At 69.5% G+C, this 14,362-nt stretch carries 13 protein-coding genes; 8 read left to right on the top strand and 5 right to left on the bottom strand.

Translation table 11 applies throughout. The features are described from left to right. Positions 1 to 90 precede the first annotated feature (90 nt). A complete protein-coding gene (locus B0I29_RS40155; protein ID WP_111654532.1) occupies positions 91 to 1,053 on the top strand; it encodes an ornithine cyclodeaminase family protein in 963 nt (320 codons plus the stop codon). 81 nt (positions 1,054 to 1,134) lie between these two features. Then, the gene (locus tag B0I29_RS40150) at positions 1,135 to 1,683 is read left to right on the top strand and encodes a DinB family protein (RefSeq protein ID WP_111654531.1); all 549 of its coding nucleotides are present in this window, start codon (positions 1,135 to 1,137) and stop codon (positions 1,681 to 1,683) included. Here the strand turns inward: B0I29_RS40150 and B0I29_RS40145 are convergent. Beyond that, a complete protein-coding gene (locus B0I29_RS40145; protein ID WP_111654421.1) occupies positions 1,672 to 4,083 on the bottom strand; it encodes a putative bifunctional diguanylate cyclase/phosphodiesterase in 2,412 nt (803 codons plus the stop codon). The genes B0I29_RS40150 and B0I29_RS40145 overlap by 12 nt on opposite strands. A gap of 8 nt (positions 4,084 to 4,091) precedes the next feature. Continuing rightward, complete coding sequence (locus tag B0I29_RS40140) at positions 4,092 to 6,425, bottom strand: putative bifunctional diguanylate cyclase/phosphodiesterase (RefSeq protein WP_111654420.1); 2,334 nt, start codon at positions 6,423 to 6,425, stop codon at positions 4,092 to 4,094. A 178-nt stretch (positions 6,426 to 6,603) separates the two neighbouring features. Between B0I29_RS40140 and B0I29_RS40135 the strand changes: the two genes are divergently transcribed. Beyond that, positions 6,604 to 6,843: a hypothetical protein gene (locus tag B0I29_RS40135; protein WP_146617046.1), complete on the top strand. Its 240-nt coding sequence runs from the start codon at positions 6,604 to 6,606 to the stop codon at positions 6,841 to 6,843. Positions 6,844 to 6,876: 33 nt separating this feature from the next. On the opposite strand, the gene B0I29_RS40130 is transcribed toward B0I29_RS40135, so the two are convergent. Continuing rightward, positions 6,877 to 7,917, bottom strand: a complete 1,041-nt coding sequence (locus tag B0I29_RS40130) for a hypothetical protein (RefSeq protein ID WP_111654418.1) — start codon at positions 7,915 to 7,917, stop codon at positions 6,877 to 6,879. A 150-nt stretch (positions 7,918 to 8,067) separates the two neighbouring features. Here B0I29_RS40130 and B0I29_RS40125 point away from each other — a divergent pair, with 150 nt between their 5' ends. Continuing rightward, positions 8,068 to 8,286, top strand: a complete 219-nt coding sequence (locus B0I29_RS40125; RefSeq protein ID WP_375790597.1) for a hypothetical protein — start codon at positions 8,068 to 8,070, stop codon at positions 8,284 to 8,286. A gap of 429 nt (positions 8,287 to 8,715) precedes the next feature. Here B0I29_RS40125 and B0I29_RS40120 read toward each other — a convergent pair whose 3' ends face one another. Both B0I29_RS40120 and B0I29_RS40115 read right to left on the bottom strand, forming a co-directional pair. Next, positions 8,716 to 9,438, bottom strand: coding sequence for a cache domain-containing protein (locus tag B0I29_RS40120; protein WP_111654416.1), 723 nt, complete (start codon positions 9,436 to 9,438; stop codon positions 8,716 to 8,718). 24 nt (positions 9,439 to 9,462) lie between these two features. Further along, positions 9,463 to 10,176 (bottom strand): FadR/GntR family transcriptional regulator, encoded by a 714-nt coding sequence (locus B0I29_RS40115; protein WP_111654415.1) that lies wholly within the window; start codon positions 10,174 to 10,176, stop codon positions 9,463 to 9,465. A gap of 139 nt (positions 10,177 to 10,315) precedes the next feature. Between B0I29_RS40115 and B0I29_RS40110 the strand changes: the two genes are divergently transcribed. Genes B0I29_RS40110 through B0I29_RS40095 form a run of 4 tightly spaced genes read left to right on the top strand, consistent with a single transcriptional unit; the run spans position 10,316 to position 14,213 of the window. Continuing rightward, positions 10,316 to 11,353, top strand: coding sequence for an ABC transporter ATP-binding protein (locus B0I29_RS40110; RefSeq protein WP_111654414.1), 1,038 nt, complete (start codon positions 10,316 to 10,318; stop codon positions 11,351 to 11,353). Beyond that, entirely contained in the window at positions 11,343 to 12,542 is a 1,200-nt protein-coding gene (locus B0I29_RS40105; protein ID WP_111654413.1) for an ABC transporter substrate-binding protein, read from the top strand. Before B0I29_RS40110 ends, B0I29_RS40105 begins: the two co-directional genes overlap by 11 nt. Position 12,543: 1 nt before the next feature. Beyond that, entirely contained in the window at positions 12,544 to 13,401 is an 858-nt protein-coding gene (locus tag B0I29_RS40100) for an ABC transporter permease (protein WP_111654412.1), read from the top strand. Continuing rightward, on the top strand, positions 13,398 to 14,213 hold the full coding sequence (locus B0I29_RS40095; RefSeq protein ID WP_111654411.1) for an ABC transporter permease: 816 nt from the start codon (positions 13,398 to 13,400) through the stop codon (positions 14,211 to 14,213). The genes B0I29_RS40100 and B0I29_RS40095 overlap by 4 nt, the downstream gene beginning before the upstream one ends. Positions 14,214 to 14,362: the final 149 nt, after the last annotated feature.

Genomic DNA, 14,362 nt, shown 5'->3' with positions numbered 1-14,362 from the left:
ATCGGCGCGGAAGCCGCCGCGCCTGGCGCAACCCACCACCTCGGCCGCGTTCACCGGCGGCCCGAGGCCGTAGACCTGGAGAAACTCCGCATGACCCTCATCCTGAACCGCTCCGACGTGCTCGCTCTCCTGCGCGTCGAAGACGTGATCACCGCGGTCGAGCAGGCGCACATCGACCTCGCGCACGGCCGTGCCGCCCTTCCGGCGCCGGCGTCGGCGAGCCTCGGCGACGCCACCTTCGTCGCGATGACCGCCGCTTCCGAACCGGCCGGCCTGGCCACCGTGAAACTCCTCGCCGACCTGCCCGGCCGGCAGCGTTCCACCGTCCTCGCGGCCGACACCACGACCGGCGAATGCGCGGCGATCATCGACGGCGCGGTGCTGACCCGGTTCCGCACGGCCGCCGCCACCGCGGTCGCCACCCGCGCCCTGGCCCGGCCGGACGCCCGTGTCCTCGGCCTGATCGGCGCCGGACCGCTGGCTGAGGCGCACGCGCACGCGCTGTCGGCCGTGCATCCGTTCAGCTCGGTGGTGCTCTGGGGCCGGACGCCGTCTCGTTCTTCCGAGCTTGCCGCCCGCCTTCAGAAGGATCTTGGAATCAAGGCGGAGGTCGTCGCCGGCCCGCGTGAGGTCACTCTCGCCTCGGACGTGCTCTGCACGCTCACCCCGTCCAAGGATCCGCTGGTCAAGGGCGACTGGTTCCTGCCCGGCCTGCACGTGAACGCGGTCGGCGCCCCGCCCCGCCCGGACCACCGCGAGATCGACACGGCCGGCGTGGCCCGCGCCCGGGTCGTCGTCGACTCGTACGCCACGACCATGCACGAATCCGGTGAGGCGGTGCTGGCCGTGGCCGAGGGCGCGGTCACCGAGGAGCACTTCCGGCTGGAGCTCGGTGACGTGCTGGCCGGCCTCGAAGCGGGCCGGCAGACACACGAGCAGATCACCCTCTTCAACTCGGTCGGCGTGGGTCTGCAGGACCTGGCCACCGCACGGCTGCTGATCGACGAGGCGGTACGCCGCGGCCTCGGCACCAGGGTCGACCTCGCGGCGTAACCCGGCGGAACGACCCCGGGTGGCGGCCGGGCTGTCGATTTGGGCAGCCCGGCCATGGGTCGGGCGCATATGGTCGAGCACATGGGCACGGACTGGAACGGTCAACTGCGCCAGCAACTCGACCAGCACTGGCGGAGCCGGCTGCGTCCCCGGCTCGACGGTTTGACCGATGACGAGTACTTCTGGGAGCCGGTTCCGAACGCGTGGAGCGTCCGGCCGAGGGGCACGAGCAGCGCCCCGATGGCGGCCGGTGGCGGTGACATGGTGTTCGACTGGGCGTACCCGGCACCGGATCCGGCGCCGGTCACCACGATCGCCTGGCGTCTCGGGCACATCATCGTGGGCGTGCTCGGCGTCCGGGTGGCCCGGCACTTCCAGGGCGTGAAGATGGATTACCTGCGCCACGAGTACGCGGGCAGCGCCGCCGAGGCCCTGGCCCAGCTCGAGGCGGGGTACGAGGCGTGGACCGCCGGCGTCGCCGCACTCGGCGAGGAAGGCCTGCTGCGCTCCAGCGGCGAGGACGGGTACGGCGACGCCTCGATGGGCGCGCTGATCCTGCACATCAACCGCGAGGTCATCCACCACGGCGCGGAGATCGCGCTGCTGCGGGACCTGTACCTACGGCGTTAGCACCTGGGCGTTGAGCCGCTCGTACAGCGTTGCGGCCGGCTCCGGGCGACCCAGGAAGTATCCCTGGGCGAACTTGCAGCCCATCACCGTGAGCAGCGTCAGCTGATCGCCGTCCTCGACACCCTCGGCCACCACACGCAGGCCGAGGGTGTGCCCGAGCTGGACGACCGCGCTGACCAGCTCCTGCTGCCGCCCGTTGCCGACCAGCCCGGTGATGAACGAGCGGTCGATCTTGAGAACGTCGACCGGGATGTCGCGCAGATAACCCAGCGACGAGTACCCGGTCCCGAAGTCGTCGATGGCGATCTTCACGCCGAGCCGGCGCAGCTCCTCCAGCCGGGACGAGGTGACCGCCACGTCGCGCATCAGCACGGTCTCGGTCAGTTCCAGGACCAGGCAGTGCGGGGAGAGGCCGGTCTCGGCCAGGGCGATCGACACCTGCTCGGTGAGATCGGCCAGCTCCAGGTGTGCGGCGGAGAGGTTCACGCTGACGAAGGCCGGCGCGGTCGGCGGGTTCAGGTCCTGCCACTGGCGGACCACCCGGCAGGCCTCGCGCAGCATCCACCGGTCGATCTCGATGATCATCCCGGTCTCCTCGGCGAGCGGGATGAACGAGCCGGGCTGCTGCAGGCCGCGCTGCGGGTCCTGCCAGCGGACCAGCGCCTCGGCGCCGTGCATCCGGCCGTCCGGCAAGCCGGCCACCGGCTGCAGATAGAGCCGCAGCTCGCCGCGGCCCACCGCCTCGCGCAGCCGTGCCTCCTGGTCGATCCGGCTGAGCAGCTGCTCGTGCATCCGGTTCTCGAAGATCATGAACCGGTTCTTGCCCTCGTCCTTGGCGGCGTACATGGCGACGTCGGCGTTGCGCAGCACCTCGTCGGCGTCGGTGTACTGAGCCGCGTCCGGCACCACGCCGATGCTGACCGTGACCACTGCTTCCCGGTGGTGCAGCAGGAACGGCCGGGCCAGGGCGTCCAGGCAGGCCCGGGCGAGCGCCTCGACGACGGGCAGATCGGCCGCTTCGAGCAGCACGGCGAACTCGTCGCCGCCGAGCCTGGCCACGGTGTCGTGCGGCCGCAGCACCCCGGCGAGCCGTTCCGCCGCGGTACGCAGAAGCGTGTCACCGGCGTTGTGCCCGAGACTGTCGTTGACCCGCTTGAACCCGTCCAGGTCCAGGTAGAGGACCGCGATCTGCTCGCCGGCCGCCCGGGACCGGGTGAGCGCGTGCTCCAGCCGGTCCAGCAGCAGCTTGCGGTTCGGCAGCCCGGTCAGCCCGTCGTGCAGCGCCTGGTGCCGCAGGTCGTACTCGAGGGCCCGCTGCCGGCTGACGTCGCGGAGCACCACGACGGCGCCGATCGGGCGGTCCTCCTTCTCGATCGTGCTGACCGTGTACTCGACGCGTACCGCGGTGCCGTCCGGACGCTGGAGGCGGCCTTCGCGGGTGCCGACCGTGAGACCGCCGGCGGCCTCCGGCAGCAGCGTGGTGGCCTCCCGCTGGAGCAGCCCGGAGACGCCGACACCGGTGATCCGCCCGGCCGCCTCGTTGGCGAACGCGATCCGGCCGGTGTTGTCGACGCCGCAGATGCCCTCGCCGGCGTTGGCGAGGATGCTGTCGGTGTACTCCTTGGCGAGGATCTCCCGCGCCGAGCGTTCCAGCTGCTCGGCCATCGAGTTGAAGGCGCGGGCCAGGGTGCCGATCTCGTCGTGGCCGTCCGTCGTGACGCGGTGTGAGTAATCGCCGCTGCGGATGACCCGGACCGCGGAGGTGAGCGCGGTGATCCGCCCGGTGACCGAGCCGGCCACCGCGAAACCGATCAGCAGGACCAGCAGCAGAGCGATCGCGGAGCTGGTGAGGATGATCTTCTGGGCCTGTTTGGCGCCGGCCATCATCTGGTCGTAGAGCGGGGTGTACTCGAGGATGACCGCGCCGAGCATCGCGCCGGCGCCACTGCGCAGCGGCACCACGACCTGCTTGATGCCCTCCGGGTAATCCACGCTGGTCTCGACGAAGACCCGGGGGACGCCGTCCTCCATGGTCTTGCCGACCTGGTTGCCGGTGTCGTGGTCGAAGGTGTCGCCGACGTTCTCCTGGATCACGTCGCCGAGGATGTACTTGGCGGCGTCGACCACCACGACGTCGCGGTGCTGGGTCTCGTGCATCCGCTGCAGATAGTTGGCGAGCCCGGTCTGGCTGTAATACAGCGGGATCGGGATGGCGTCCGGCGTGTTGACCGGCAGGCCGTAACCGATGTCGGCGGCCACGCCGATCGCGAGCTGTTCCGCCTCCTCGGCGGCTGCCGTCTCCGCGGAGGCGTTGTCGGCGCGCCAGGCGACGAACGCGGTCGCCGCCAGCAGGAGAGCCACCAGCAAGTACCCGCCCAGAAGCTTCTGCCGAACGTTCATCAACTCACTTATCGGCGTGCGATCTCCAGCAATGAGTTGTCCGGGCGAATCCCTCCGAAAAGCAATTCGACGTCGGAATGCGGCATCGGGCGCGCGAAGTGATACCCCTGGGCGAACCGGTACCCCGCCTGGTAGAGGCGGGCGGCCTGCTCGGCGGTCTCCACGCCCTCGGCCACCGCCTGCATCCGCAGCCCCCGGGTGATCCCGATCAGCCCGTCGACGATCACCGCCTGCGGGCTGGCCGTGGTCACCCCGTCGACGAACGACTTGTCCACCTTCAGCCAGGTGACCGGGCACTCCACCAGCAGGCTCAGCGACGACTGGCCGGTGCCGAAGTCGTCCAGCGCGATGCGCAGGCCGAGATCGTGCAGCGCGCGCACGGCGTCCAGGGCGATCCCGGTGCCGAGCACGGCGGTCTCGGTCACCTCGACGACGAGGCGTTCCGGGTCAAGTCCGGCCGCCGAGAGCAGCGCCGCCATCTCGGCCGGGAAGCCCGGCTCGTTGAGCTGCCGGGCGGAGACGTTGACACTGACCTTCTCCGGGGCGTCGGCGCCGTATTCGCGTACCCATCGAGCGGTCTGGTGGACGGCCTGTTCGACGATCCAGCGGCCGAGTTCGACGATCTGCCCGTTGCGCTCGGCGAGCGGGATGAAGATGCCCGGCGGGATCAGACCGTGCTCCGGGTGCCGCCACCGGACCAGCGCCTCGACACCGGCGAGCCGGCCGTGCGGCAGCTCGACGATCGGCTGGTAGACCAGGAAGAGCTGGTCACGCAGGATGGCCTGGCGCAGGTCGGCGCCGAGCCGGGCGTCGCTGTCGGCGAGTTGGTCCATCACCGTGTCGAACCAGGTCCACCGGCCGCCGCCCTCACGCTTCGCGGCGTACATCGCTACGTCGGCGCGGCGCAGCACCTCGCCGGCGGTGTCCTCGGGGCGGCTCGCGGTGACTCCCACACTGATCCGGGGCGCCAGGTCGTGCCCTTCGACCATCACCGGGCACTGCACCTCGGCCAGCAGGGCGCGCAGCAGCTCCTCGGTTCCCTCGTCGTCCAGGCCGGGCAGGAGCAGGGTGAATTCGTCGCCGCCGAGCCGCGCCACGGTGTCCTCCGGGCGCAGCCGCTCCCGCAGCCGCCTGCTGATCGTCTGGAGCAGCACGTCGCCGGTGTGATGCCCGTACCGATCGTTGATCACCTTGAAGTCGTCGAGGTCGAGCAGGGCGACCACGAACGGCTCGCCGCCGGCGAGCCGCCGCGAGATCTCGTCCGCCCACGCTGATCGGTTGTTGATCCCCGTCAGGGAGTCATGCGTGACCTGATGGTCCAACTGCTTTTGGTACGCACGAAGCTGCTCGAGATTCGTGTCGACGGTGTCCAGCAGACGGCTGTTGTCGCGCAGCGTGGTGATCTGGCGCAGCACGACGAGCAGGGTGAGCCCGGTGACCGAGCACGCCATCATGGCCTCCGCGCCGCCTCGGGGCAGTTCGACCTTGAGCAGGACCCCGTACAGAATCGCCACCGAGAGGTAAGGCACCAGGCTGAACCGGCGCGGGTCCGGCCGCGAGGTCTCGCGCGCCGGACCGTTGTGCCGCTGGCGGCGGGCCGCCAGGGTGGCGGTGAGCTGCGACATCGGGAACGCGATCAGGCTGGCCGCCAGGTGCGGCTTGTCGGCGATCAGCGGCGTCAGCACGCCGGTCGAGGCGGAGAGGCCGACACCGGCCGAGAGGATGTGCAGGGCGCCGCGGTCCAGGCGACCGGCGCCTGCGAACGCCACCTTCACGAAGGTGATCAGCGCGACCACCGCGACCAGCATGATCACCAGGACCGAGCGTGGTGAGGTGTCCGTCGACGTGGCGAAATCGATCCGGCTGATCGAGAAGTGCCAGAGCAGGACCGTGCCGGTGAGCGCGACGATGCCGGTGTCCAGGCCGAACCGGATCCAGTCGCCGGAGGTCCGCTGCCAGGTGGGCAGGCGCAACAGCGCCACCAGGACGACGAGCACGGCCGCGACGAAGATCAACTGGGTGCGGATGCTGAGCGCCTGGCTGATCACCGGCCCGCCGAACGCATCGGCGATGTTGCTGATCGAGCCGAAGACCAGCAGACCGCAGGCGATGCCGAGCTGCCCCCAGAACCGGCGGGTGGTGTCGTCCAGCGCGGGACTGCGGGCGGTCAGCCAGCATTGGTACGTGGTCAGCGCGGAGAGCACCGGCAGCGGCAGCCAGCCGATGATCGGGTGCGGCCAGACGTGAGCCAGCCCGATCGCGAACCAGGCCAGCACGAACACGAACAGCCCGAGCGACGCCACGAACGGGAGGTCGAACGGGCGGCGACTCCAGAGGTGCATGACCCATTCATCGGTCGTCGTCGGCAGGGTTTGACGGAAAACGGCGGTCCTCTCAGGGCCAGGCTCGACCGTCATCGCAGGGCCGGGCTCGGCCGTCCTCTCAGGGCCGGGCTCGACCGGCCGATCGGTGGGGTCACAGCGGCGGCCGGTCGGCCGCCACGATTCCGGAGGTGCCCTGGTGGAAGCCCTGACGTCGGACCCGCTGTTGTCGCTCGCGCGTGCGGAGATGGTGCGGCGACTCACCACGGCCGCCGGGCAGATGTCCGCGACTGTTGATGTGCTCACCACGCTGCGGGATCTGGCCGGCGACGTCCGCGGCACCGAGTCGATGCGGGTCGCGATCGAGGAGCTGACCCGGACGCGTGATCAGCTGCTCGGCCAGGCGAAGGCGATCACCGCCTGCGCCCCGGTTTCCTGAGGGCCGTTCTGCTTTTCTGCTTTTCTGGCGTTCTCAGCCGTCGAAGGATTCCCAGTCCAGGCCTAGTTTGCGCAGCCGGCGCAGCAGGGAGCGGTGCCGGGCGCCCAGGTAGACCTCGTACCAGTCGCCGTCCGCCTCGCCGACCAGCGCCACCACGCCCGGCCCCACGTAGAAACGGGACTTCGCGCACGGCCATCGCGCCGGCCGCAGCGGCACCCGGCGCAGCGGATGGACGATCCGTTTGACCTGCGCGCGGTCGACGAAAGCCATCCCGCCGGGCGACGAGTCGATCGCGGCGTGGGTCAAGGTCGCGAGCAGAAGGTACGCGTTGAGCCGCTCGCGTTCCCGCAACGGCTGATCGCTGAGCCCGTGGTACCAGACCGGCGGATCGTCGCCGGTGGTCTCGGTGAGCAGCGTGAAGATCCGGTCGTCGTCCTGGCCGAACGCGATCGTCCCGGGTTCGCTTGTCGCCATCGCCTCGCCGAAGATCTGCAGGCTGCGGCCGTGCACCGCCGGTCGGCCGGCGGCGGCGCGCTGGAACGCCCGCAGCGGCTCGGGCCCGCTGGTGGCGGGGATGTTCTCCTCGGGGACGGGTGGGATGTCGGCGTACCAGCCGTCGACGAACTGCCGCAGTGCCGTGCCGGGGTCACCCGGTAGGAGGTTCACCCAGTCGATGGGCGGTTGCGGCCCGGGCGGGCCGGTAGGGCGTACCCGATCAAGCAGTTCGTAAGGCAGTGGCGCGTCCAGGCAGAGGCCGAGGTCCTGCAGCGCGCCGCGACGCCGGCCGAGCCGCGTGACCTGGGCCGCGCCGAGCGCGAGACACCCCTCCGGAAGCCGCGCGAAAGCCAGGATCATCGGTGACGCGCCGTGCGCGAGATGCCGTTCCACCAGGCGCGGCAGCGGTCCGGGCACGGTCAGATCCTCTGCGGTACGCACACCGGCCGCGACGATCACGACGATGGCGTCCGGACCCACGGCGAACCACGCGCCGGTGCCGCCGGCCTCCTCCGCGCCCGGACCGGCGGCGGCGAGCGCGACCGGCTCAGCGACGACGGACCAGAGGCGGATCTCCATCCGCCCACGGTATGACATTGATGATCACCGGAGACCAGGGCGATCTGTCCGGTACGCGACATGCGCGCTATGGCCGATTCGGGTGCATGCTGAATTACTGAGAGTCCTCATGCATGTGCACGGAGTGAGCCTCCGGGGGATGTGATGCTGGTGGGCGAGCACTTCTACCTGCGCCCGTCCTGGTCCTGCCAGGGCTGCGGCGAGCCGTGGCCGTGCGCCCCGGCGCGCGACGAGCTGATCGCGCAGTACCGCCCGGAACGGATCAGCCTCGCGATCTACCTGGGCGCGGTCCTGGCCGACGCGGTCCACGACGGCCTATCCCCCGACAACCTCTACTCCCGAATGCTCGGCTGGATCCGCCCCGACTGACCCCTGCCTCGCGCCCGCGCCTGCCTCGCGCCCGCGCCTGCCTCGCGCCCGCGCCTGCCTCGCGCCCGCGCCTGCCTCGCGCCCGCGCCTGCCTCGCGCCCGGGTAGTGCGAGGCGCTATCCGGATCTTGTGCGGTTCGGCCGTTCGAGCGACCGCAAACTCACGAGTTTCCGGGAAGTCTGAGATCGGCGCTTCGACTTCGGCAGCCCACGAATGCTCTGGTCACGCGCTGTCACCGCAAACGTGGAAAGTGCTGGCTTTGCGGAAACCCGTGGGGGTTGGAGCACCCACACATCTCCAAGATCGAGCCGGCGCCCCATGCCAGTCGCTCACCTTCGGTGACGGACGCGACCCCGCCCGGAGTATTTATCCGTATAAAGCGGGATTGGGGGCGGTGAGCGCACGCAAAGCGTTCCGCGTGTGCCCGGGTTATGGCCAGGTCAGGACGGCCAGGGGGAGGTCGCCGCCGCACGGGGCCAGGGTGACGCCCTCGGGCAGGGTCTGCGCGACGCCGGCCAGTAGCGCGGCTCGGATGTGGGGCTCGCGGATCAGGGAGCCGGTGATGTGGTGGGCCGTGTTGCCGGCGACGATGCGGCCCTGTTTGTTGACCACGGCGACCGGGGCGCCGACCGCGCGCATGGCCGGGCGCAGGATGCGCTCGATGTCGCCGACGAAGACGTCCGCGCCGGCGACTCCGGCGAAGGTGCCGTCGCGGACGATCGGGACGGTGAAGGTCAGGGTGTACTGCTCGGCGCAGACGTAGTCGACGTACGGCCCGGTGACGTGGCGCCGCCCGGTGTCGCGCGGGACGGTGAACCACTGCTGGCGGCCGATGTCGGAGAAGTCGTCGCCGTCCGGGTCGAGGTCGAGGGCGAGCCGGGTCGGCGCGGGGCTCCGGCCCATCCACCACTCCAGGCCGTGCAGCCCGTCGGCGAGCGGGGTGGTGATCACGCCGGCGCCGGTGATCAGGCCGCCGAGGGTGGCGGTCACCTCGGGGCGTACCGCTGCCAGGTCGGCGGAGACGGCATGCGGGCCGAGCAGGCTCTCCACCTGGCGGCGCAGATGGTCGGCAGCGCCGAACGTCTCCTCGACCAGGGAGGTCAGGTGGTCGGCCAGGGCGCTGCCGGCAGGCGCCGAGGTGCGGGTAGTCATCTGTCCCACGGGACCCACCTTGCGTTAGGGCTCGACCAATGTCAGATGCAGGTTTACCAGTCGCTCGACGGCTCGCTCGATGTGCTCCTCGGTGAGCCGCCGGGCCAGGTCCCCGTCGCCGTCGGCGATCGCGGCGGTGATGGCCCGATGCTCGTCGCGTGGATCGCACGTCGCCTGATCGGGCTGGATCACCGGTGACCACAACAGCGTCCCCAGCTCCGCCCCGAATCGTACTTCTTCGCGGGCCAGCCGGGCAGACTGCGCGGCCGCGGCGACGTCAAGATGAAACGTGCGCTCGACCCGGTGCGGGGGCCCGCTGGCCGCGTCCTCGATGCGCTTGACGTCTTCCGGGGTGGCCCGTAGCGCGGCGAGCCGGGACGCCGTCCCGGCGATCGCCACATAGTGGTCGGTGGAGTCGCGCAGGCTGGGCAGGCTCAGCTCGGAGAGCCTTGCGCGCAGTGACGAGTCGGCGGGCGCGCGCACGAAACTGCCGCCGCCGCGCCCGCGCCGGGTCTCCAGCAGGTTCTGGTGGCGCAGCGAGACGAGGGCTTCCCGGACGGTCACCCGGGAGACGCCGAACTGCGCGGCCAGGTCCGACTCGCTGGGCAGCTGCTCGGCGTCGGCGAGCAGCCCGAACGTGATGGCGTCGCTGAGCCGGCGGACCACCGTCTCGGCGCGGCTGTGCGGGTCGAGTGGCGCGAAGACCACGGATCGCGCGCTCGCTCGGTCCGTCCCCATGGCCTTGATTGTTCCTTACGGCTGTTAACGAAGCGGTTACCGGGGAGCCTTGACCTTTAAAGTCTAACGCCATACCTTTTCGTCACCTCGCTCCGCGACAGCACCGAAGACCGGGCGACAGATCAGGTAGGGACCTCACGTGACCGAGTCATCCACCCCGGCGATCCGTCTCACCGGACTCCGCAAATCATTTGGCCACGTCGATGCGGTGGCCGGCGTCGACCTGGAGATCGCCGACGGCGAGTTCTTCTCGATGCTCGGCCCGTCCGGTTCCGGCAAGACCACCGTGCTGCGGATGATCGCCGGCTTCGAGCTGCCCACGGCCGGCACGGTCGAGCTCGGCGGCAAGGACGTCACCCGGCTCGCGCCGTTCGAGCGCGACGTCAACACGGTCTTCCAGGACTACGCGCTCTTCCCGCACCTCACCGTCCGGGAGAACGTCGAATACGGCCTCAAGGTCCGCAAGGTCGGCAGGAAGGAGCGGCGCGAGCGCGCCGAGCAAGCCCTTTCTTCGGTACGCCTTGAGAGCTTCGGCGATCGGAAACCGGCAGCCATGTCCGGTGGTCAGCGGCAGCGCGTGGCACTGGCCCGCGCCCTGGTGAACCGGCCCAAGGTGCTGCTGCTCGACGAACCGCTCGGCGCCCTCGACCTCAAGTTGCGTGAGCAGATGCAGGTCGAGCTCAAGGCGATCCAGCGCGAGGTCGGCATCACGTTCGTCTTCGTGACGCACGACCAGGACGAGGCGCTGACCATGAGCGACCGGGTCGCCGTCTTCGAGGCGGGACGGATCGTCCAGGTGGGAACGCCGGAGGACGTGTACGAGAAGCCGGCCAGCCCGTTCGTGGCGGGTTTCGTCGGGACCTCCAATGTGTTTGCGGGCGAGACGGCGAGGACGCTTTTCGGTCGTGCGGGCACTTTCTCCGTACGCCCGGAAAAGATCAATTTGCGCAAAGCGCAAGAGACGAACGGGGTCGTCGCCGAGGTGATCTATGCGGGTCCGGTGACCAGGTATGTGGTGGACCTGGACGCGGGGGCGCGGGTCGTCGTGGTGGAGCAGAACCGTCGCACCGGCACCGCGGCGCTCTCCGAGCTGCGTGGTCAGCGGGTGCGGCTCGACTGGCTTGACGAGCACGTGATCGAAATCCCCCAGTTGAAGGAGAACGCGCATGCGGAATAGATGGATGACGGCAGTGCTGGCGGCGGGCGTGCTGACGCTCGCGGCGTGTGGTGGTGGCGGCGACTCGGGTGGTTCGGCGTCGGGGCCCGGCGGCCTTGAGGTTCCGAAGATCGACAAGCTCGCGGCGCTCGGTGCCGGCGAGGGCGAGGTCAACATCGTGTCCTGGGCGGGGTACGTCGAGGACGGCTCCACCGACAAGGCTGTCGACTGGGTCACCGGCTTCGAGAAGGAGACCGGCTGTCAGGTCAACAACAAGATCGCGGGCACCTCGGACGAGATGGTCGCGCTGATGAAGACCGGCGAGTACGACGTGGTCTCGGCCTCCGGCGACGCGTCGCTGCGGCTGATCTACGGCGGTGACGTGGCCCCGGTCAACACCGACCTGATCGCGAACTACAAGGACGTCTTCGACGGCCTGAAGAACAAGCAGTGGAACTCGGTCGACGGCGCCGCCTACGGCGTCCCGCACGGACGTGGCGCCAACCTGCTGATGTACCGCACCGACTCGGTCACCCCGGCGCCCACCTCGTGGAACGCGGTCTTCGACGCGAACTCCCCGTACAAGGGCAAGATCACCGCGTACGACTCGCCGATCTACATCGCGGACGCGGCGCTCTATCTCATGAAGACCAAGCCGGAACTGAACATCAAGAACCCGTACGCGCTGGACGACACCCAGTTCCAGGCGGCCGTCGACCTGCTCAAGGCGCAGAACGAGCTGATCGGCGAGTACTGGTCGGATTACACCAAGGAGGTGCAGGCGTTCAAGGCCGGCAACTCCGTGCTCGGCACCACCTGGCAGGTCATCACGAACCTGACCAAGGCGGACGGCGCGCCGGTCGAGGCGATCCTGCCGACCGAGGGTGCGACCGGCTGGTCGGACACCTGGATGGTTTCGGCTTCTACCAAGCACCCGAACTGCGCGTACCTCTGGATGAACCACATCATCAGCCCGCAGGCGAACGCCGGGGTCGCCGAGTGGTTCGGTGAGGCGCCGTCGAACAAGCTGTCCTGCGCGCTGACCGCGGACAAGAGCCACTGCGCCACGTTCCACGCCGACGACGAGGCCTACTTCGACCAGATCTGGTACTGGACCACCCCGCTGGCGCAGTGTGTCGACGGCCGGACCGACGTGACCTGCAAGGACTACGCGGCCTGGACCCAGGCCTGGACGACGATCAAGGGATAACGTGTCCGTTCTCGGTTCCTACCTGCACCGGCATCCGCGTCTACGGCTGGCCGGCCTTCTTTCAGCGCCCCTGCTCTGGCTGGTCGTTGCCTACCTTGGCGCTCTCGCGGTGCTGCTGGTGTCGGCGTTCTGGACCGTGAACGGCTTCACCGGAGAGGTGGTCCGGGAGTTCTCACTGCAGAACTTCCGGACCCTTCTCTCCGAAGAGGTCTACCGGGCCGTGACGCTGCGCAGCCTCGGCGTCGCGGCGGCGGTCACCGGGATCTGCGTGGTGATCGCGACGCCGATGGCGTTCTTCATGGCGAAGGTGGCCTCGTCGAAGTATCGCAACTGGCTGGTGATCGCGATCCTCACCCCGTTGTGGGCTTCGTACCTGGTCAAGGCCTATGCGTGGCGGATTCTGCTCGCCAACGGCGGCCCGATCGACACGCTGTTCGGCGGTCCCGGCAACGGTCCCGGGTACGGGTTGTTCGCGACGATCATCGTGCTGTCGTACCTCTGGTTGCCGTACATGATCCTGCCGATCTACGCCGGTCTGGAACGCCTGCCGGACTCGATGCTGGAAGCCTCGGCCGACCTCGGCGCCCGCGCCGGGCGTACCTTCCGCGCCGTGGTCCTGCCGATCCTGATCCCCTCGGTGATCGCCGGATCGATTTTCACGTTCTCGCTCTCGCTCGGCGACTACATCACCGTCCAGATCGTCGGCGGCAAGACCCAGATGATCGGCAACCTGGTGTACGCGAACATCGGCGCCGCCAACAACCTGCCGTTCGCCGCCGCGATCGCCACCATCCCGGTCCTGATCATGGTCATCTACCTGGTCGCGGTCCGCCGCTCAGGCGCTCTGGAGGAGTTGTGACGCTGTCCCTGCCGGCGCGCTGGGCGCTGCGCCTGTTCATGGGCTTCGGCCTGCTGTTCATCTATGTCCCGCTGATGCTGGTGCTGGTCAACTCGTTCAATGGCGACCGCACCTTCGCCTGGCCGCCGCACGACTGGACCACCCGCTGGTGGTCCGCCGCCTGGGAGAACGAGGGCGCCCGCTCGGCCCTGTTCACCTCGGTGCAGGCCGGCCTGGCCGCCACCGGCATCGCTCTGGTGCTCGGCACCATGGTGGCGTTCGCCGTACAACGCTTCGCCTTCTTCGGCCGCGACACCGTCTCGTTGCTGATCATCCTGCCGATCGCACTGCCCGGCATCGTCACCGGCATCGCGCTGGACAGCGCGTGGCGCTCGGTGATGGGCGACCTCGGCGTCAGCAAGGGCCTGTTCTCGGTGGTGGTCGGCCACGCCACGTTCTGCGTGGTCACGGTCTACAACAACGTGCTGGCGCGGCTGCGCCGCACCGGCACGAACCTCGAGGACGCCTCGGCCGACCTCGGCGCGTCACCCTTCCAGACATTTCGGTACGTGACATTCCCGATGATCCGGTCGGCGCTGCTCGCGGGCGGGTTGCTGGCGTTCGCCCTGTCCTTCGACGAAATCATCGTCACGACGTTCACGGCAGGGCCGGGGGTGACGACGCTGCCGATCTGGATTTTCAACAATCTGTTCCGGCCGAATCAGGCGCCGGTGGTGAACGTGGTGGCGGCGGTTTTGATTGTTCTGTCGGTGTTGCCGGTTTGGTTGGCTCAGCGCTTGGCCGGCCCATCAGCAGGCACAAGCCGAACCTGACCCGCGGGGTCGCGGGTCGCGGGGCCGCGGGGCCGCGGGGTCGCGGGGTTGCGGGGTTGCGGGGTTGCGGGGGCGATCTTGTGAGTTTGTGCCGTCACGCTGACCGCAAACTCACAAGATCTGCTCGGTGCTCGGTGCTCGGTGCTCGG

Source organism: Actinoplanes lutulentus (assembly GCF_003259845.1).
Taxonomy (GTDB): domain Bacteria; phylum Actinomycetota; class Actinomycetes; order Mycobacteriales; family Micromonosporaceae; genus Actinoplanes; species Actinoplanes lutulentus.
This window is presented reverse-complemented; position numbering and strand designations above follow the sequence as displayed.